General features: G+C 47.7%; 18 protein-coding genes. 14 read left to right on the top strand and 4 right to left on the bottom strand.

Annotated elements, in window-relative coordinates; translation table 11 throughout:
- Positions 1 to 112 precede the first annotated feature (112 nt).
- Together JJQ88_RS02720 and JJQ88_RS02715 are read left to right on the top strand one after the other, a co-directional pair.
- The gene (locus tag JJQ88_RS02720; RefSeq protein ID WP_349237088.1) at positions 113 to 1,711 is read left to right on the top strand and encodes an aspartate:alanine exchanger family transporter; all 1,599 of its coding nucleotides are present in this window, start codon (positions 113 to 115) and stop codon (positions 1,709 to 1,711) included.
- 349 nt (positions 1,712 to 2,060) lie between these two features.
- Positions 2,061 to 2,459 (top strand): DoxX family protein, encoded by a 399-nt coding sequence (locus tag JJQ88_RS02715; protein ID WP_210364188.1) that lies wholly within the window; start codon positions 2,061 to 2,063, stop codon positions 2,457 to 2,459.
- 49 nt (positions 2,460 to 2,508) lie between these two features.
- Here the strand turns inward: JJQ88_RS02715 and JJQ88_RS02710 are convergent, their stop codons facing one another.
- Complete coding sequence (locus JJQ88_RS02710; protein WP_210364187.1) at positions 2,509 to 3,360, bottom strand: amidohydrolase family protein; 852 nt, start codon at positions 3,358 to 3,360, stop codon at positions 2,509 to 2,511.
- A complete protein-coding gene (locus tag JJQ88_RS02705) occupies positions 3,357 to 6,443 on the bottom strand; it encodes a GNAT family N-acetyltransferase (RefSeq protein ID WP_210364186.1) in 3,087 nt (1,028 codons plus the stop codon). The genes JJQ88_RS02710 and JJQ88_RS02705 overlap by 4 nt, the downstream gene beginning before the upstream one ends.
- Positions 6,444 to 7,013: 570 nt before the next feature.
- On the opposite strand from JJQ88_RS02705, the gene JJQ88_RS02700 reads away from it, so the two are divergent.
- The 7 genes from JJQ88_RS02700 to arsC all read left to right on the top strand — a co-directional run bounded on the left by JJQ88_RS02700 (position 7,014) and on the right by arsC (position 13,083).
- Positions 7,014 to 7,361 carry a hypothetical protein gene (locus JJQ88_RS02700; RefSeq protein WP_210364185.1) on the top strand — a complete coding sequence of 116 codons (348 nt, stop codon included), beginning with the start codon at positions 7,014 to 7,016 and terminating at the stop codon, positions 7,359 to 7,361.
- Positions 7,292 to 7,825 carry a methylated-DNA--[protein]-cysteine S-methyltransferase gene (locus JJQ88_RS02695; RefSeq protein WP_210364184.1) on the top strand — a complete coding sequence of 178 codons (534 nt, stop codon included), beginning with the start codon at positions 7,292 to 7,294 and terminating at the stop codon, positions 7,823 to 7,825. Before JJQ88_RS02700 ends, JJQ88_RS02695 begins: the two co-directional genes overlap by 70 nt.
- Before the next feature lie 126 nt (positions 7,826 to 7,951).
- A complete protein-coding gene (locus JJQ88_RS02690) occupies positions 7,952 to 8,452 on the top strand; it encodes a flavodoxin domain-containing protein (protein WP_210364183.1) in 501 nt (166 codons plus the stop codon).
- A gap of 268 nt (positions 8,453 to 8,720) precedes the next feature.
- Positions 8,721 to 9,986 carry a hemolysin family protein gene (locus JJQ88_RS02685; RefSeq protein ID WP_246860887.1) on the top strand — a complete coding sequence of 422 codons (1,266 nt, stop codon included), beginning with the start codon at positions 8,721 to 8,723 and terminating at the stop codon, positions 9,984 to 9,986.
- A 1,004-nt stretch (positions 9,987 to 10,990) separates the two neighbouring features.
- Positions 10,991 to 11,338: an ArsR/SmtB family transcription factor gene (locus JJQ88_RS02680; RefSeq protein WP_210364182.1), complete on the top strand. Its 348-nt coding sequence runs from the start codon at positions 10,991 to 10,993 to the stop codon at positions 11,336 to 11,338.
- 15 nt (positions 11,339 to 11,353) lie between these two features.
- Positions 11,354 to 12,649 carry an arsenic transporter gene (locus JJQ88_RS02675; RefSeq protein ID WP_210364181.1) on the top strand — a complete coding sequence of 432 codons (1,296 nt, stop codon included), beginning with the start codon at positions 11,354 to 11,356 and terminating at the stop codon, positions 12,647 to 12,649.
- A gap of 17 nt (positions 12,650 to 12,666) precedes the next feature.
- Entirely contained in the window at positions 12,667 to 13,083 is a 417-nt protein-coding gene (gene arsC / locus JJQ88_RS02670) for an arsenate reductase (thioredoxin) (protein WP_210364180.1), read from the top strand.
- Positions 13,084 to 13,415: 332 nt separating this feature from the next.
- On the opposite strand, the gene JJQ88_RS02665 is transcribed toward arsC, so the two are convergent.
- Positions 13,416 to 13,856 (bottom strand): hypothetical protein, encoded by a 441-nt coding sequence (locus JJQ88_RS02665; protein WP_210364179.1) that lies wholly within the window; start codon positions 13,854 to 13,856, stop codon positions 13,416 to 13,418.
- A 9-nt stretch (positions 13,857 to 13,865) separates the two neighbouring features.
- Positions 13,866 to 14,216, bottom strand: coding sequence for an ASCH domain-containing protein (locus JJQ88_RS02660; RefSeq protein WP_210364178.1), 351 nt, complete (start codon positions 14,214 to 14,216; stop codon positions 13,866 to 13,868).
- A 338-nt stretch (positions 14,217 to 14,554) separates the two neighbouring features.
- Here JJQ88_RS02660 and JJQ88_RS02655 point away from each other — a divergent pair, with 338 nt between their 5' ends.
- From JJQ88_RS02655 to sdaAA, 5 genes are all read left to right on the top strand, one after another.
- The gene (locus tag JJQ88_RS02655; RefSeq protein ID WP_210364177.1) at positions 14,555 to 15,583 is read left to right on the top strand and encodes a GGDEF domain-containing protein; all 1,029 of its coding nucleotides are present in this window, start codon (positions 14,555 to 14,557) and stop codon (positions 15,581 to 15,583) included.
- A gap of 189 nt (positions 15,584 to 15,772) precedes the next feature.
- Complete coding sequence (locus JJQ88_RS02650) at positions 15,773 to 16,447, top strand: helix-turn-helix transcriptional regulator (protein WP_246860886.1); 675 nt, start codon at positions 15,773 to 15,775, stop codon at positions 16,445 to 16,447.
- Positions 16,448 to 16,483: 36 nt separating this feature from the next.
- Positions 16,484 to 17,545, top strand: coding sequence for a PTS sugar transporter subunit IIC (locus JJQ88_RS02645; protein WP_210364176.1), 1,062 nt, complete (start codon positions 16,484 to 16,486; stop codon positions 17,543 to 17,545).
- Between the two features lie 21 nt (positions 17,546 to 17,566).
- Entirely contained in the window at positions 17,567 to 18,232 is a 666-nt protein-coding gene (gene sdaAB, locus JJQ88_RS02640; RefSeq protein WP_210364175.1) for an L-serine ammonia-lyase, iron-sulfur-dependent subunit beta, read from the top strand.
- Between the two features lie 24 nt (positions 18,233 to 18,256).
- The gene (gene sdaAA, locus JJQ88_RS02635; RefSeq protein WP_210364174.1) at positions 18,257 to 19,159 is read left to right on the top strand and encodes an L-serine ammonia-lyase, iron-sulfur-dependent, subunit alpha; all 903 of its coding nucleotides are present in this window, start codon (positions 18,257 to 18,259) and stop codon (positions 19,157 to 19,159) included.
- Positions 19,160 to 19,397: the final 238 nt, after the last annotated feature.

Genomic DNA, 19,397 nt, shown 5'->3' with positions numbered 1-19,397 from the left:
GAATAGGAAAGTTCCTTCTCCAATTAGTCACGAATGGGGAACAGGAAAGTGTTTCTGCGTGATATTCTAGTCAATGGGAAGGCCGAGTACGGTATCAATGGAGGAATCATCAGTGGACGGTATACTTGAGTTGCTTGAAGAACCATTAATTTTACTTTTTGTCATATTATTTCTTGGCTCTATGGTCGGAGAAATCAAAATACGCGGCCTGAGCCTTGGCACGTCCGGCGTATTGCTGGCGGCAATGGTGTTCGGGCATTTTGGCTACGAGGTTTCGCCGGTCATCCAGCAGCTTGGACTTGGCCTGTTCATTGTAGCGGTAGGCCTCCAGGCTGGCCCGCGCTTTTTCAGGATGATGAAATCGAGCGGGGCCGTGTTTGGCATCATCGGTTTGTTGATTGTGTTTGTTGCCGCGGTCACAACCATCCTCGTATCCAAGTTGTTCGATTTGTCGCCAGCTTTAAGCATCGGCATCATGACGGGGGCTTTGACAAGCACCCCAGGACTTGCAGCCGCTCTTCAGGCAACCGGCGACCCTCTGGCGTCAGTCGGCTACGGGATTGCCTATCCCTTTGGAGTGCTTGCTGTTGTATTGTTCGTCCAGATCCTGCCGCGTGTATTGAAAATCGATTTAGCAGCAGATTTGAATAAGAAAGCCGGGCCGATCCGCAATGCCGAATCTCCTGAAGCCATGACCATCGAGGTCACCAACCCTTCTGTCAATAAAAGGACGCTGGAGGAACTGAGGTTCAACCAGTACGATTCTGTAGTCATCAGCAGGGTCATCCGCGGTGACCGCAATATCATTGCCTTGAATGACACGGTCATACTTATTGGCGACCGGCTTGTCGCGGTCGGTCTTCTCAGCGACCTGAAGCGGCTGTGCGGCGATGTCGGAAAAGAAGTGAAGACAAACTTTGAAAATCATGACCATATAAAGCTGCGGAAAGTAACCGTCGATTCGCTTGATTTAATAGGGAAGACGATCAAAGAGCTGGAATTAAGGCAGAAATATGGGGTTACGGTAACCCGGATCGAGCGCGGCGGCTTTGAATTCAATCAAAAACCGAAATGGCGGCTTGAGCGCGGAGATGTACTGACGCTTGTCAGCAGCGAAGACCGGCTCGATGATATTGAAAAGCTGTTCAGTAAAAAGAAGTTGTCCGTGACCAATGTCCACATCCTTTCGCTCAGCCTTGTGCTCTTGCTTGGGATCATGGCAGGGATGCTGCCAATCCATATGCCTGGGCTGGGAACGATTACATTTGGGGTGGCGGGAGGACCGCTATTCATCGCACTGATTATCGGACACTTCGGCAAACTCGGTCCGATCCACGCGCGTTACTATCAGCCATCGAACCAGGTCATCCGTGATATCGGGCTCGTTCTGTTCCTTGCAGGTGCAGGAACAACCGCTGGAAGAGGCATTGTCGACGTCATCCAGCAGGAGGGCTTCAATCTGGTAATCGGCGGAGCAATCATCACAACCCTTCCTGTCATTGCCGGCTTTTTCATCGCAAGGAGGCTGTTTGGCTTAAGTGTCATCCATTCTCTAGGGGCGTTATGCGGCGGGATGACAAGCACACCCGGTTTGGGGGCGACAAACCAGCTGATTGATTCGGAGGATCCCTCGATTGCATATGCAGCTGCTTATCCATTCGCGCTGATTTTTGTCGCGATTGCCGCACAGATACTTGTTTTCTTTTTATAGTCCAAAGCCCATCCTTTTGAAAAGGGTGGGCATTTCTTACCTGAAAAAAGGTGCCTAAGTGCCTTGTTTTGCGGGTTGGGGCTTCAGTCTCTCCCTCGCAGGCGGTTTTGGCTGCAATCTTAGGGGCGTTGGCGAAAACAGAACAGTTGCCACGTTCAGGAAAGATGGCTCACCCTGCAGCAAAATCAATCGGTCCAGAAACCGCTTCACCTTTGGCATCGACTTCCCACACGTCTATTTAGGATTTTTTCATTGACGGATGTGGAGAGAAGCTGTATCATATATCTTGAATTAAAAAATCTCAAATTCGAGATAAACAATCTCGTAGAAATATTAGGAGGAATGAATCATGATGGATTTAGGATTACTGATCATACGATTGGTCATTGGCTTGCTGTTTGTTGGCCATGGAGCGCAAAAGCTGTTTGGCTGGTTTGGCGGCTACGGAGTGAAAGGCACAGGAGGCTGGATGGAATCGATCGGGATCAAACCAGGTGTGACAATGGCAATTTTGGCCGGTCTTGCCGAGCTGGGCGGCGGTCTTCTTTTCGCAGCTGGCTTGCTTACCCCGCTGGCAGGGCTCATGATTGCGGTGACAATGGGCGGCGCGATTGCCAAGGTCCACGGTGCAAACGGTCTCTGGGCTACCCAGAATGGTTATGAATACAACCTCGTCCTGATCGCGATTGCTGTCGGCATCGCGCTGACTGGAGCGGGTAAATACTCATTAGACGCAATCATGTTTTAAGGAAAGAAGAGAAGCCCCATTATCGGTATGATAATGGGGCTTTCAACTTTCAATCAACAAACTGCCTGATTTTTGGGAACAGTTTTAAAGCATTGTTGAAAAACACGGCTTTGTGGTCCTCCTCGGGAATCAGTGCCTTGATGAATTTGATATAAGGAGCGACTGGAATCAGGGGCCAATCAGTGCCAAACAGCAATTTATCGTAGGAGTCGGCAAATTCAAGTGCATGGCGCAAATGGTCAAGGAAACGGCCCTGGCTTCGTTTCATCAGATCTTTTTCCGTGCCGACAATCAATCCGGAGAGATCGGCGAACACATTCGGGTTCTTGTAGATAAGCTCGGCGCCTGTCAGTGTCCATGGGTCGCCAAAATGGGCGATCATGAAATTGACATCCCGATGATTCACGGCTACTTCGTCAATCGCGAGCGGGTGTGAATACTTCAGGTAACCACGTTCCGAATATGTATCCCCTGTGTGGAAGACAACCGGCATCTCGTATTCAGCAGCCAGCTTGTAAACCGGTCCGTATATTTCATCATAAGCGTAAAAAGGATAGTAACCGAGATAAATCTTGATTCCAACAGTTTTATCTTTTTGCAGCTCAGCCTCAAGCCGGCGAAGGGCGTTCGCGTCCAAATCATACGGATTCACGCCCGCACAGCAAAAAATGCAGTCGGGAACGTTATCCATGTCGAGGCCCATCGGTGTGGCCGCGGCATCATCAGGAAAACCCATTCGGTCGGTTTCCGTCAGCCCCATGGCGATGCCGAGAACAACGTTGGCATCATGGTATTCCTTAATGATTCCCGCTGGGGAGTAGTCGACAAATGACAGCTTATCGGCTGTTTGCCGGAAAGATCTGATCGTTGAAAGGTGCATGTGTGCATCGATTACTTTCATGGGCTCTCCTTCGGAAATTGGATTCTTTTCAGCTTTTTCACAAGCTCTGCGGATAGTACGCGATCATCGAACAGCAAGAACAGTGGATCGGTCATTGCGCGGCTATATTCCGGCATCCCTGGCTGCTTTACGGTAAGCTGGAAGGCATCTTTGTTCATATATCCCTCTATCTGTCCACTATCCTTGCCGGGAATGAAATACAGTTTTTCCGGCCTATTTGTAAAAGAAATAGAACTATCCTCATTCAAAAAGAATGGGATTTCCTGAAGGCCTGCACGATAAGATTGCGTGTGACTGTTTCCGGTAACTGACACCCCAAGCTCCGTGAGGTCTGGACAGCCGATGAACAGATCTGTCACCCAGAGATCACTTTCCACTATTTTACCGCCGTCTTTTTTCAATTCAACGAAAGAGGCCAGTACCGGCACACCGGGCAGCATCAAATAGTATTGAACATAGACGGCTCCTTTCCAATGTCCGTTCTCAGTGATTTCGGTTGTGATGGCGATACCGCTCCATTTATTCCCCGCACTGTCCAGCCGTTCAGATGCAGCTGCCGAAGTTTTTTCTTTTAAAAGCGAAAAAGTATTGATTCCTGACGGGGCCGTTTTCATGCCGCCAGCCCATGGATTCCACCAGGCTTTTGCAGTCCGTTCCGGATAGGAATGGTCGAGCCATTCCTGGCCATCGACCATGATGGAGTATAGGCCAGGATAATAACTGGGATTGGTTTTAAGTTCAAGCCTCCCGTTAGATGCGGATAACGAACCATCTTCAGCAATGCTTGTGCCTACCTTCCCGTTAGGAAGCAGAAGCAGCTCGGAAAAAACGGATGTCCTGTATTTTTCGCTGAAAATAGCGGATAGGATGGATACCGGCTCATTGCCTGGAGAGGGAAACGTTCCCGAATGGATCACCTTTTCTTCCTGGGGCACGATCGACCCGGCATCCCATTCCTGTCCTGCCGCGTTTATTGTCAAGTTCCCGTCAAGATAGCTGTTCCGATATGTTTTCAGGGTGAACGGGATTTCTGCGGCAGGGGAGGCAATCATCCGCTCAAGCCGAAAATCCAGCTCATCCGCTGGTTCTTCTGTTTTCTTCACCGGCATTTGCTCGGCATAGGCCTTGAATTCGTCCACATGCTGGAAGGTCCCTATTGCTAAAGTGATTTTGCCAGAGGCATGCTTCGCTCCAGGTTCCATCCTGCCGAACCTGTCCTCGATGATGAATTGCCACCCTTCAGGCGCAGCCTTGCTTTCAGGTGACCAGGAAACGCCTATTGGCTCTCCGTTGTCTTCACTGAAATACCAGTTTCCTGTGATACTGGAAGGGTTCAAGTCGCCAACTTCAAGTGGTTTGCTTTCGGAAAAACGGACAACCTTTCCATCAAGGGGGAAGTAGGTTTTCCCTAGTTCGTGGTAAATGGGCTGGCTAAGTGCGACTTCAGGATGGGTAATCGATCCGCTGTTCTCGACTTCGCCCCAGCTATGGACAATTCCTTCACTGAACAGCTGGTACGCCTGTGTAAGATGAATCCCTTCCATTTCTGACGATTCAAGCCTGATTTCGAGCAAGATTGATGAATCATTTGCCTCCCAAATCACAGAAGCAGGCTTCTTTTTCGTGAATTCGAGTGAATAGGGTTTTCCGAGTTTAGGAGCCATAAGGGCGCAGGGCTGCTCCGCTTTTTGATTCCTTCCAGCAGTCATCAGCAAATCCCGTTTCCGGACATTCACCTGGGCAAGCCCGTTGAAGATATGCCAGTGATCCTTCGTTTCACCGCCGAACTTCTCGCCGATCCCTTTAAAGGCAACAGCGATTTCTTGTTCGAAGGACAATTTCGTGCCGTCCTTCTTCCTTGCTTTAATGGAGAGCAATGGATTGCAGAATCCGTACTGTTTTACCCTTAAGGGAATGGAGAGCTTCTTTCTTCCGCCTGAAGGAATCCAGGATGTAAACTGTTCCCGCTCCAATTCCGCCTGCTGGATAGGAGGAAAGCAGATTTCGAAATCAGCATCCTCATTAAGGTGGTTTTTGATTTCTAATTCCACGTATGTTCCTTTATTTAAAAAGCATAAGTTCCCGAAATAGACTGCTTTGATTTTAGCCGGCTGGACAGGGAAAAGGCCAAGCTTCAGCTCACATTCGAGACCATTGATTGTGATGGTAGCAGCGAGTGTTGGGTGGGTCCGCCAAATGCTTGGTTCTTCCCCTTTTTTTACGGTGAAAATGCCGGGGAGGACTGCCTCGTCTTCCACAGTCAATTCTTCCTCCAAATCATAGACAACACGCTCATTGCCGGTTCCAAAGGCTCTAACGTCAAGAGGCGCCGTTCCTTTATTCACGATCCTGATCCGGAAGCTGAGCTCATCCTGCTCGATCACTTCATGGCTTTCCGTTGAAATCTCAAGCAGGAAGTCGTCTGTCTCAATCAGGCTGATCCCCCGTCCGGTCCGTTCAAACTGGACACGCAGCTGCCTCGTTTCGTTCTGCCAGCTGTATTCGTAAAAAGAAAATCCATTCTTCTTGACGCCGTCCGGATTCACTTCGATTTGCCGTATGCTGGATTCATACCAATCAAGCTCCACAAAGTGTTGCCTCAACAATGGAGTGTTCAGGACCTGGGGAATGAAGTTCATCAAATGGGTTGTGTCATCGCGGTCTTCCCAAAAAAACCCGCACTTTTTGTATAGCGGGACTGCTTTCGTGTTCCCTGGCCAAGTGTAAAGGTCAAGGCGCGGCCAGCCTAGTTCGATTGTTTTTTCCAGCGCCATCCGGACAAGCTTTTTCCCAATTTTATGTCCATGGTAATCGGGCCGGACATTCAGCAGGGGAATATACAAGGATCCGGTATCCTCTTTATATTTGGACAAACCGCAATAGCCGACAACTTCTTCGCCATCCATTGCGAGATAAAGCTCGATATTATCTGAATTGGCTTCTTTTGCCTTTACCTGCTCTTCGGTCATGACACGGGTATCGCCGCCCCAGCTGTCACGGCTCATGTTCCACATTTTCGCGATCCCTGCGGCAAGACCTTCATGATAACGAACAATTTCAATTGCCTTATTCAGTTGTGCCATTCACATTCTCCTTCCTTACTATGGGCCATCGTCCTCTTTTGAAAAAATAAGCTGTTTCTTTGCATTGTTCATCGTTTACTCCCCCTTTCCAATTAATAGGGGATGTTTGCCATCCCATTCTTATCGTAAAGTGTAATCTGTTAAGAGTAAAGAAAATTCTGAATACTTTATTCATATTTTTCCTTGTTTTGTAACTTCAAAATTATCATTTCTTGCGTTTTCATTAAACAAACCTTTTCTTCATGATGGTTCAGTTTATACTTATATTAGAGCGATATCTATGGCGCCGATTCTGGGTAAGTACTGGAGGACAAGTGTGGACTGTGGTGATGCGTATGATGAAGTTTCGATTTATGCGGTAAAAAACCGGGTTCTATCCGCTGCCGACAAACGAAATCATCATGGATAGAGGTTTCCGTTTAATGCGAAAAAAAACCGGGATTTATTGCCGGCAAAAATACTGGAAGCCGAGGGTGCTGAATAAAGAGAATGTGTATTCTCAAGAAGTGCTGTTTAACGCTCGAACAAAACGGAAATGAAGCTGGATGACCCGGTCCCGACGGGGGAGGAATGGGTCGGGCTTTGATTGGGACTGCTGCTCGAATATGGCCATGGAAACTGGGGCCGATCTATTCCATCGAAGTCCCTTCCATCTCCAGTGGCTGTTCAAGCTTGCCGCGTGCCGAATATACCCGGATGGTGGGACTTGAGAAAGCACTTGAATGGGTGAAGGAAGCCGGGATGCCGCGATCATCCATCAACCGGGTTTTCGAGACCCTTTCTTTGATAATGGTCAAGAAAAAATGGCAGCACGCCAGCAATCTGCCGGAAAAAGGAGCGAATGAAGAATGCAGGGAACCAGACGACAAGAGATTGCATGGACGAAGCTTGATTTTTATAAGACGGAGCTATATGTAGCCGCGACAGAATATGGCCTCTGTTATGTCGGCACACCCGATCAAGCTTTCGAGGAGTTTGAAATGAAAATCAAGAAGCAGTTTCCCGAAGCGTTTTTGATAAAAGACCGGGAAGCTCTGCAGCGATATACAATGGAATTGGCGGAATTCCTTGAGGGAGGCAGAAGGTCCTTTTCTGTGCCTGTCGATGTAAAGGGGACACCATTCCAGGAGGAGGTTTGGGAAGCCCTTATGGCCATCCCGTATGGGGAAACCTGTTCGTATGGGGAGATTGCCGAAAGAATCAATAAGAAATCAGCTGTCAGGGCAGTCGGAACCGCAATCGGAGCGAATCCAGTATTGATGGTGATCCCATGTCACCGTGTGATCGGGAAAAATGGTTCAATGACAGGCTACCGGGGCGGGATTGAGATGAAGCAGCTATTGCTCGAACTGGAAAGGGAAAATCGCCGTTTTTTATCATAGAGTATTTGGGAAATGTTAGAAAACCGTCAAAATTATTTTGTGATCTCCTGCGAACATAACGATATAATGGACCCAAATGGATATTTGTACGGAAAATTGACCAGAGACCATGATGGAGGCGATCCAATGAAATGCTTGATTGTTTTTTGCTCAACACATGGTACTACTGCAAAAGCGGCACACCTTCTAAGGAAGCAAATCGAAGGAGACGTGGTGGTCCTGAATTTGCAGCGGACAAAGCTTTATTCGGACCTCGAATTTTTCGATGCCGTCATCATTGGGGGATCCATCCACGCTGGGAGCATTCAGGGGAAGGTAAAAAGGTTCATGAAGGAAAATATGGACATTCTTGAAAGGAAGAACGTCGGCCTTTTCCTATGCTGCATGCGGGAAGGCCAGGAAGCGCATGCTCAATTCGATCATGCCTTTCCAGAAAGACTGAGGGAAACAGCCATTGCCAAAGGGCTTTTCGGCGGTGAATTCATTTTTTCCAAGATGAACTTCTTTGAGAAAATGGTCGTGAAAAACGTCAGCGGAGTCAACCAGGACCAGTCAACCTTGGATCTGGAATCAATCAGCGAGTTTGCCAGAACCTTCAATAAAAATAATAAGCTTACGCTCGTATGAACCTTGCGCCGGACCATGGCGTTTTTTTTATGCCGTGAAAAAATGGATGCTATTAAGGAATTTACCCTGTTTAAGAGGAATAAAAAAGGTGGAAGCGATTTGGAAGTGTGCAAATAGGGAAAAGAAAGATTCATGGAACCTATACAGTCTTTCTGCCATATAAAGAATAGGCGTAAAGTAGTTTGTCCCGGGAAGTGCCAGTATTTGATTTCTCTGTGGCTGGACAGTAAAATGAAACTAATAAATTTTTTTCGGAGAGTGAATATTTTTGGAAGTGCCCATAGGTTTAATCATTTTTCTAGGTGTTTTAATTCTTTTATCTGCCTTCTTTTCTTCGGCGGAAACGGCTTTTTCCAGCGTGAATAAAATCAGGCTGAGAAATTATGTGACAGAGGGACGGGCTGGAAGCAAGAATGCTTTGAACATTTCCGAGAACTTTGATGATGCGCTGTCTACGATACTAGTAGGCAATAACATTGTCAATATCGCAGCTGCCAGCATCTCTTCCAAAGTAGCAGTTGACATTTTCGGGGCGAGTACCGGCCTGATTGTCAGTACCTTTGGGATGACCATCCTGATCCTGATTTTCGGCGAAATCCTGCCGAAATCGATTGCCAAGGAAAATGCCGAGATCTATTCTTTGAAGATTTCCGGAATCCTGCTTTTGCTGATCAAAGTCCTGACCCCGGTCAACTTCCTGTTCAGCAAGCTGAAAGCCTTCGTTTCAAAGGTTTTTTCAAAAGACGGAGAAGCTGCCCCATCCGTCACCGAGGAAGAAATCAAGGTGATGGTTGACATCAGTGAAGAAGAAGGCGTCATCAACAAGGACGAGAGGGAACTGGTCCATCGTTCTCTTGAATTCAATGAAATCCTCGTTGGTGAGGTTTTAACACATCGAATGGATATGATTACAATCGAAGTGAACCAGTCCGTGGAGGAAATTAAGCAAATTTTTCTTAAAGAGAGATTTTCACGTATACCGGTTTATGAAGATAACATTGATAACATCATCGGCTTTTTGTCCGAACGCGAATTCTTAGCTCAGCTTGTCCAGGGCAAGGAAGTGAATGTCCGTGAGCTCCTGCGCCAGCCGATGTTTGTTGTGAAATCAATGAGGGTGGCCACGCTGCTGCCTGAGCTGCAGAGGACGAAGAGCCATATGGCCATCGTTGTCGATGAATTTGGCGGCACATCCGGCCTGATCACCCTCGAGGACATCCTAGAAGAGCTGGTCGGGGAAATCTGGGATGAGCACGATGAAAAAATCAACATTATGACGAAGCTCGATGAAAAAACATATGAGTTCGATGCACAATTTGATTTGGATGACTTCGCAGAATTGCTGCATGTTCCAATGCCAGAAACGAACTACCACAATCTTGGAGGCTGGATTTTCGAGACGCTTGAAACCATTCCGGAAAACGGTGATTCATTTGAGTATGAAAACCTGAAAATCATTGTCCAGAAGGTCGAAAACCACCGGATCCGAAAAATCAAAGTAGAAATCATGCCTAAAATCGAACCTGAAGAATAGAAGAAGGTGGAGCCAGGAAATATCCCGGCTCCATCTTTTCTTTTGGAAGAAGAAATTCCCGACTGGATGCTTGAATCTCCGTGAAAGGAATGCAATAGCCTTTTTTTTTGACGCGGAAAATTGCCGGATATATTCCTGATTCTCGTGGCTGATGCCAGGAATCTCGGAAATTAGTCAGTCAGGTCATGGAATCACGCGATTCAGTCGAACACTCTGGGAATCGGGCGTTTAGGGCCGCTAATTGGGCAGTCAATTCTGGGAATCAGGCGCTAGGATAGCTAATTGGGCGGGAAAACGCGCCTTGTGTCCGCTGATTTGCACTCAATTCTGGGATTTACGATCTTGGTGTCCGCTGATTTGCGCTCAATTCTGGGATTTACACACCTTGTGTCCGCTAATTCTGTTGCCAAATCGGGGAATCTCCCAATAGGATCCGATATTCTCTCAATCTGGTTCCATATTCTCCCGATCCAGTTCGATAATCTCCCAAATCTTTGTCGTAATCTCCCAATCAAGCCACGGAATCTCCCGTTTGTCCAATTAATGGAAAGCGCCAGCGGTTTGGAAAGCCTTCTTCACGGCAAGTTGCTCTTTTCTTGTCTGATTCGGAGCCGCTTCCTTGATCCTGATGCTGCAACATTCCAATTTGTTTTGCCGACCATTGATTACATAGCCGCCTCCTTCATTCTTAATCAACTTCTTTTAAACGAGATAAAAGATAAAACCGGAAATCGTCGACTTGGTGATAACAGACAGGATGAAGGCGAATAAATCGATTTCAGAAAGTTACTGTCGGGCAAGCCGGCCTCAGCTGAACTGGTCTCTGGACCAATTTCCATGCCTTTGATAATCAGCATTTTCGAAACTGGAATCATGCTGGATAACCGGATATACAAGGGCGTCCCGGATTGTTGCAATAGTTTATGTTATTAAAAAAATGCGTTCAGCAGGTTGAGTATATAAGCAAATCGTTATATGCTAATAAAGCAATGGAGGCGAAATCGATGAATATTGTTCAAAGAATTGAAATTGATCAGGCTGCAGCCATCCTCAAGTTGCTGGGCGATAAAACCCGATTGACGATGATGAGGATTCTGGCAGATCAGGACTGCTGTGTATGTGAGTTCGTCGCGATGTTTGATGCGAGCCAGCCCGCAATTAGCCAGCATATCAGGAAATTGAAGGATGCCGGTCTGGTAAATGAAAGCAGGAAGGGGCAGTGGATTTTCTACTCATTGAACAGGGAATACGAATATTTCGATTTTCTCGAGATGCTACTGGAAGCGGTGCCTGGACAAGAGGAAAAATTAATAGAGCTGGAGAAGCAGGGAAAACGGATTTCCTGCAATTGATGGAGGTGCTTCAATTTGTCATTTTCGATTATTGCTTCAATCATCTTTCTTGTCACGCTGACGCTGGTCATCTGGCAACCTAAGGGCTTAAGCATCGGCTGGTCGGCGATGGGAGGAGCGTTAATAGCTTTACTGTTCGGTGTTGTTTCTTTTCAGGATGTCATTGATGTAACCGGCATCGTCTGGAATGCAACCCTGACATTTATTGCCTTGATCATCATTTCGCTTATCCTGGATGAAATCGGATTTTTCGAATGGTCAGCGCTGCATATGGCCAGGACCGCACGAGGGAATGGCACTAGGATGTTTGTCTATGTTACCCTGCTTGGGGCTGGGGTAGCTGCATTATTCGCTAACGATGGCGCTGCGCTGATCCTGACTCCGATTGTCCTTGCGATGGTGCGGAACCTGAAATTCGAAGAAAAAATGGTGTTCCCGTTCATCATGGCGAGCGGATTCATCGCTGATACGACTTCGCTGCCGCTGGTTGTCAGCAACCTTGTCAACATTGTTTCTGCTGACTATTTTGATATCGGATTTGTTGAATATGCATCAAGGATGATTGTGCCGAACTTTTTCTCATTGGCAGCAAGTATTTTGGTTTTATACTTATTTTTCCGTAAAAGCATCCCGCGCAATTATGATTTGTCCGATTTAAAGAAACCATCTGATGCAATCAAGGATATCAAGATGTTCCGCCTTTCGTGGCTTGTACTCGGCATCCTGCTTACCGGTTATTTTACCAGCGAATTCCTTGGAATTCCGGTTTCATTCATCGCCGGCGCAGTCGCGATTTTCTTTTTAATAATGGCTCGGCGGAGCCCCGCGGTCCATACAGCAAAGGTCATCAAAGGCGCGCCATGGGCGATTGTGTTCTTCTCGATTGGGATGTATGTCGTTGTTTATGGTCTGCGCAATGCGGGATTGACCAAATTGCTTGCGGATGTGATCCAGCTGGCGGCTGATCAAGGCTTGTTCGCTGCTACAGTGGGGATGGGTTTCATCGCGGCGATTCTTTCGTCGATCATGAACAATATGCCAACCGTCATGATCGATGCGCTGGCCATAGCAGATACGAATACAACTGGTATCACACGAGAAGCGTTGATTTACGCTAACGTCATCGGCTCCGATCTCGGTCCGAAGATCACGCCGATCGGTTCCCTGGCCACTTTGTTATGGCTCCATGTCTTGTCGTTGAAAGGTGTAAAAATATCATGGGGGACTTATTTCAAGACTGGTATCATTTTAACCATACCTACATTATTCATCACATTGGCAGGCCTGTATATTTGGCTGCGGATTATCTAAAAAGGGAGCGATTCAAGATGTCGAAGAAAACAATTTACTTTCTATGCACAGGAAACTCCTGCCGAAGCCAAATGGCTGAAGGCTGGGCAAAAAAATACTTGGGCGGCGAATGGAATGTGAAAAGCGCTGGCCTTGAAGCCCACGGCTTGAACCCGGACGCAGTCAAGGCGATGGACGAAGTGGGCATTGATATTTCCGGCCACACATCTGATGTCATTGACCCGGAAATCCTGAACCATGCGGACCTGGTTGTCACGCTCTGCGGCCATGCGGATGAGCATTGCCCGGCAACACCTCCGCAAGTAAGGCGCGAGCACTGGGGTTTCGATGATCCGGCAAAGGCAAAAGGCACTGAAGAAGAGAAGTGGGCTGTCTTCCAGCGTGTCCGTGATCAAATCGGTGACCGCATCAAGCGCTTCGCTCACGAAGAATGAGCTATTGGGCATTTGACCATCACGAACATTGTCCGCTGAGTTATTGGGCTAATCAAAAGCTGCCGGTGAAGTTGCAAGTCGGTTTTGCTTTTAGAGAGCGTCCGCGATCCAGGATGCCGGAACGATGTTGTTCATGCGTGCTGCAGACATTAAGGACGTTTTCCGGATGGAACTAGAATCAAACATTAATAGATGAACAGGAATCCAGCACTAAAAGATGACTAGGCACTCCAGCCGGCAACAAGAGAAGTGAAAAGGAGAGCCTGGAGAGGATATTCCAATCCATATAAAAAGTCCGGGCACCAGCCCGGACTTAGTCATGCCAGCAGACTTTACCAGGGTGCGGGCTTCACGACCATGAACCAGAGCATGGACATCAAGAGGATGATGTATATCCAGATCGTGCGCTGCAGCCTTGCTGAAAGTCTGGCTTTGTCGGTGCCTTTCTCCCCGAATTTCTTCAGGGTCGGCGAAAAGGCCCGTGCGAGGAAAAAAAGTGATGAAAACATGAGCGCCAGTGTCATGACGATCCATGGGGCTGACCATTTCCACGGTCCGAGAATCACCAGGAGGATACCGGTTCCGACCAGCACGTGGCCTGCATGCATGGAGAGCCTTACAATGGACCGCAATGTTGTCAGGTAGGCAGCCAATTCTTTTTCTTCAGCCAATGGGAGTTTTTTTATAATCGGCCTGACGATGAAGAACGGGCCGATCGAAGCGATGACACTGGAAACATGTAAATAAATGATGGTTCGGTAAATTAGATCCATGCGGAAAAATTATTCTTCAACAGGGCTGAACTCATGAACCCAAACTCGCATTTGCGGCAGCCATGGCATTCCCGGATGATAGGACAAGATCGACTGCTTGTATTCCTCGATTGTCCCGTAGCCCTCCCGATGGGCATCCTCATCGCTCAGTTCTCCAAGTGACTGGGAATAAACGTTATCCACAACGAATTTCTTGCCCTTCAGCACCATGATTTCGCCCACATCAGCGTATCGACCGTTGCGGCGTGTCGCCGTTTTCTTGCCTTCCAGCACTTTGTTGACATCAGCTTCCATTGTAACAAGGCGGTCGATTTCACAAGTCTTAGGCGGCAATGTGTTGTTTTGGTCGTTGTTTGTCATCGAAAAAGCTCCCTTCCTTTTTGTTCCTAACTAATTTACCATTTTTTTAAAAAAAGTGACAGGTACGATATAAGGAATCGCAGAAACTGGACGATTCTCCACGTTTCCCGGCAACCGGGCAGGGGAAGAAGGAGAAGGAACAAAGTAACTAAAGCTTTTTTTTACTTCTTTCATTCGCCTCTGAAATAGATTAAAATAAACTTCTCTAGTAAAAAAGAATCATATGAATGAATACGGTCGGGGCGAGATAATGGCGCAAAGCAAACCGAGGGAGCAGTTGTTCCGTGTTGAGGAAGCGTGTCGGCTAATCGATGCGATCCGTTTGGGAGATGAACAAGATGATTAAAAAGTATGAGTCGGTTGATGAACTGAAGCGGAGTATCTATCTCTGGGTGCTGCCGTTCGTTTCGCTGGCTGTTTTGATCAATAGTTTGATGAATCATGGCAATACTATTGATCTGGCAATCAATGCTTCTTTATTTTCCTGGTTTGTGTTCAGCTGGTTCCTGGTCTTTTATAAAAAAGGAATGCGCTTTGGAGAATACTCCAATCTATTATTGATCAGTGTCTACCATATCATCACGGTATATGAAGTGATCCATAGCCAGCTTGCAAGGACTGGAGTTGGCGATTTGGGGGATTTCATCGTCTGGATGCCTTTATACTTCATGCTGATCTTCGTGACGGTCGGGTCGAAGAAGGGTTTGTTTTTTTCCGTAGGGATATTTCTTGTCACGCTTTCCATCGGCTTGCTGGATGTTAAGCATCTATCATCCGAATCGATTGATTCGATCAGCCAGTTTTATTTTGCCAATCTTGTCTATATCCTGGTTCTCTATTATGCACAGTATTTGTTCAGAGCTTATACGGAGATTGAGATTTTCCGGAAGCATGCGTATGTGGATTCATTAACCGCGATTGCCAATAGGAGAAGAATCGATGAGTGGCTGGGAGAGAGACTGACTGCTGCTAGGCAGGAACACAGGCTGTTTTCAATCATCTTTTTCGATATCGACCATTTTAAAAGGGTCAATGACCGTTATGGCCATAAGATTGGTGATTGTGTGTTAAAAGAGCTTTCCGCCTTGGTGTCGGAGAACCTGGAAAAGGGCGACTGCTTTGGCCGCTGGGGCGGGGAGGAATTCATCCTGTTCACCGATTCTACAGGAAATCAAGTATGGAAAAAGGCGGAGTATCTCCGAAAGCTGGTCGAACAGCATCGGTTCAAGGAGGCTGGCAAGCTGACCGCAAGCTTTGGCATAGCGGAGTACCGGCCGGGCGATGATACCGATACGCTTTTGGGCAGGGCGGATAAAGCATTGTACGAGTCAAAACATTGCGGCAGGAACCGGGTAAGTGTCAATTGACCATCTCTCTTTTGGAGAGGTGGTTTTTTGTGCTGACAAAAATCTGACAAAGGTTGTTACAATTTTTTTGTAACTATTAAAATTTTATTTGAACTCTACTAATTTTATGTTATGATGTCTATGCCTTGAAGAAAAAAGGTATTTTTTTGAAAAGGAATGGAATCGCTTACATAATAGGGAGGGCTGGAATTGGAAGAGAAGAATGCGCCAGTTTTTAACCTGGCGATGCGGACAGCGGATATGCTGGTGAAAATGTTCGGTTCCCGCTGCGAAGTCGCAGTCCATGATCTTGCTGATCTGAAAAAATCGCTTATCTATCTTGCGGGGAATGTGACCGGGCGGGAGATTGGCTGTCCAATCACGGACCTTGTGCTGAACGAACTGGCAAAGCATCCATCTGATATAGAAGACATCCCGAATTACAAAACAAAATCCGGACATGGGATTACGATGAAATCTTCTACTGTATTCCTGCGGGATGATGAGGAAAAGGTGATTGGCGCTCTTTGCATAAACTATGATATTTCGTTGATGATGCAATACGGGGCGGAGCTGGAAGAGTTCATAAACTTTGATGCGGCAGAGGACAAGTCCGAGAATTTTTATACGACTGTCCAGGATGTCATCCAGAACATGGTAGACCAGGTACTGACAAGTTTCAAGAAAGCGCCTTCATTGCTGACGCTGGAGGAGAAAATTGAATGTGTCCGCTTGCTTGAAGTGAAAGGGGCCTTTCTGATAAAAGGCTCAACTGAGTATCTGGCATCAGTATTGGGAGTTTCCAAGTATACTGTCTACAACTATCTCCATAAAATCAGGACCCAGAATGAGTATCATCTTGAGGAGCCGGTCAAGGTGCGGTAACCATACAATGCAGACATAAAAAAAGGAGAGTGCAGCATGGAAATCATCAAGGGAACAGTGTTGTTATTATTGGTTTTGGGATTATTCTCGCTATTCAGCTTCAAAGCGCCGAAAGGGATGAAGGCAATGGCCGCACTGGCGAATGCCGCAGTGGCCGCATTCCTCGTCGAAGCATTCCAGAGATATGTAGGCGGCGACCTGTTGAAAATTGAATTTTTGGGAGAAGTCGGGGATGCTGCCGGAAGCATGGGCGGCGTTGCTGCTGCAGCGCTTGTTGCCCTGGCAGTCGGTGTCTCTCCGGTTTATGCGATGCTGCTTGGAGTTTCTGTTGCCGGACTTGGGCTTCTTCCGGGGTTCATTGCTGGCTATTTGGTTGCTTTCCTGGTGAAAGTGATAGAGAAAAAAGTTCCGGGCGGCCTGGATTTGATTGTCGTCATCTTGATTGGGGCTCCGCTTGTCCGTTTGATTGCGACGGGCATGACTCCGGTTGTGGACGCGACGCTTTTGAATATAGGCGGAATCATCACCGAGACAGCCAACAGCAACCCGGTCCTGATGGGAATCATCCTTGGCGGAGTAATCACGGTTGTCGCGACGGCTCCATTAAGTTCAATGGCCCTGACGGCGATGCTCGGGCTAACAGGGGTTCCGATGGCCATCGGTGCCTTGTCGGTATTCGGTTCTTCCTTCATGAACTATATCCTGTTTGACCGCATGAAATTCGGTGACAGGAAGACAACCATTGCGGTTGCAATCGAGCCATTGACTCAGGCGCATATTATTTCCGCTAATCCGATCCCGGTTTATGTGACCAATTTTATCGGGGGAGCGGGAGCTGGCGTAATCATTTCGCTTTCCGGCTTGATCAACAATGCAACAGGTACGGCAACACCGATTGCTGGACTGGCTGTCATGTACGGCTTCAATGATCCTGTGAAGGTGACCATCATTGCCCTTTCCTGTGCAGCTACTGGGCTGATCAGCGGATTCATTGGATCCCTTATCTTCAAAAACTATAAAATCAAGACGGTTGACCAATTAAAAGAAGTGCATGGGCAGAAAGAAGCAGCAGTCAGTGCTGGAAAGCTTGCCGTTTAAGGTATAAAGGAGCGTTGAATGATGAAATATCGGTCTGCATTTGATATTATCGGCCCTGTCATGATCGGGCCATCGAGCTCGCATACAGCGGGGGCAGCAAGAATCGGAAGGGTGGCAAGGACGCTTTTTGAAAAGCAGCCGACAAAGGCGGTCATCTCATTGTACGGTTCGTTTGCCAAAACATATAAAGGGCATGGGACCGACTTGGCACTTGTCGCGGGCATCCTTGATTTTGATACATTCGATGATCGGATTCCTGATGCGTTGAAAATTGCGGAGGAAACAGGAATCGAAGTTCAATTTTTAACAGAAAATGCCGTGACAGAGCATCCGAATACGGTTAAAATCAATCTGTATGACGGTGAGGGGAAAGAACTTGAACTCATCGGGATCTCGATTGGCGGCGGCACGATTGAAATCACCGAAATCAACTCGTTCAAATTGAAGCTATCCGGTGCAAACCCGGCAATCCTTGTCCTCCATGAGGACCGCTTCGGGATGATTTCCGCCGTCACAAGCATACTTTCGAGGAATGAAATCAATATCGGCCATATGGAGGTGTCGCGGAAGGACCGCGGCGATGTGGCTGTCATGGTAATCGAAATGGACCACCAGATCGATGACGGCTCGTTTGCGGAACTGAGTTTCCTGCCAGGCGTCACCCAGGTCATCCGGCTGGTCGATTAATAGTAAACATCAGGAGGACAAGCCATGTTTCGAAATGTTGCCGAGCTTGTTGAACTCGCAGAGCAAAATAAAGTCAAAATCGCCGAAGTCATGATTCGGCAGGAAATAGAAGTTACTGGCCGTTCGCGTGAAGATATCATTGCCCAGATGGACAACAATCTTTCCGTCATGGAACGGGCGGTTGAACGCGGATTGAACGGCGTGAAGTCCCATTCCGGGCTTACCGGCGGGGATGCCGTTCTGCTGCAAAAATACATTGAAAACGGCAAATCGCTTTCCGGCAATCTGCTCCTTGATGCCGTCAGCAAGGCAGTCGCGACGAATGAAGTGAATGCTGCGATGGGCATTATCTGCGCAACGCCGACTGCAGGATCTGCTGGCGTCGTGCCGGGCACGCTTTTCGCGGTAAAAGAAAAGCTGAAGCCGACACGCATGGAAATGATCGAGTACCTGTTCACGACCGCCGCATTCGGATTCGTTGTCGCCAATAACGCCTCGATTTCAGGAGCTGCCGGCGGCTGCCAGGCCGAGGTTGGATCGGCAGCGGGCATGGCGGCCGCAGCGATTGTCGAGATGGCAGGAGGCACTCCGCAGCAGTCAGCTGAAGCCTTCGCAATCACGCTGAAGAACATGCTCGGCCTCGTCTGCGATCCGGTCGCCGGCCTTGTTGAAGTTCCTTGCGTGAAGCGGAACGCGATGGGTGCTTCCAACGCAATCACCGCTGCCGATATGGCGCTTGCGGGCGTGACCAGCCGGATTCCGTGCGACGAAGTCATCGGCGCGATGTACGCCATAGGGGAAACCATGCCTTCGGCTTTGCGGGAGACCGCGGAAGGCGGACTCGCCGCAACACCGACCGGCCGACGCCTTGAGGAAGAGATTTTTGGGAAACCAAAAGCGAAACTAGTAGATTATCTGCTGAAATGATGAGGGACGCCTGCGTGAAGCAGGCGTTTTATTTTGTCTTTAGGCATAAATCTGTTTTCACTGAAATGAGAGCAATCTATCGTGCAAACTTCGTTCCAGATGGTTAATAAACTCCTTTTATTGAAAAAATACTCCTGCTCAGACGCTATTCCGCGAAATGTTCTCGAAATCTCGAAATAAAAAGCATGATTCCGCAGTTTGTTGATATCACGCAAATTGGAATTTACATATGTTGTTC

This window comes from Bacillus sp. REN3 (assembly GCF_017912555.1).
Classification (GTDB): domain Bacteria; phylum Bacillota; class Bacilli; order Bacillales; family Cytobacillaceae; genus Mesobacillus.
This window is presented reverse-complemented; position numbering and strand designations above follow the sequence as displayed.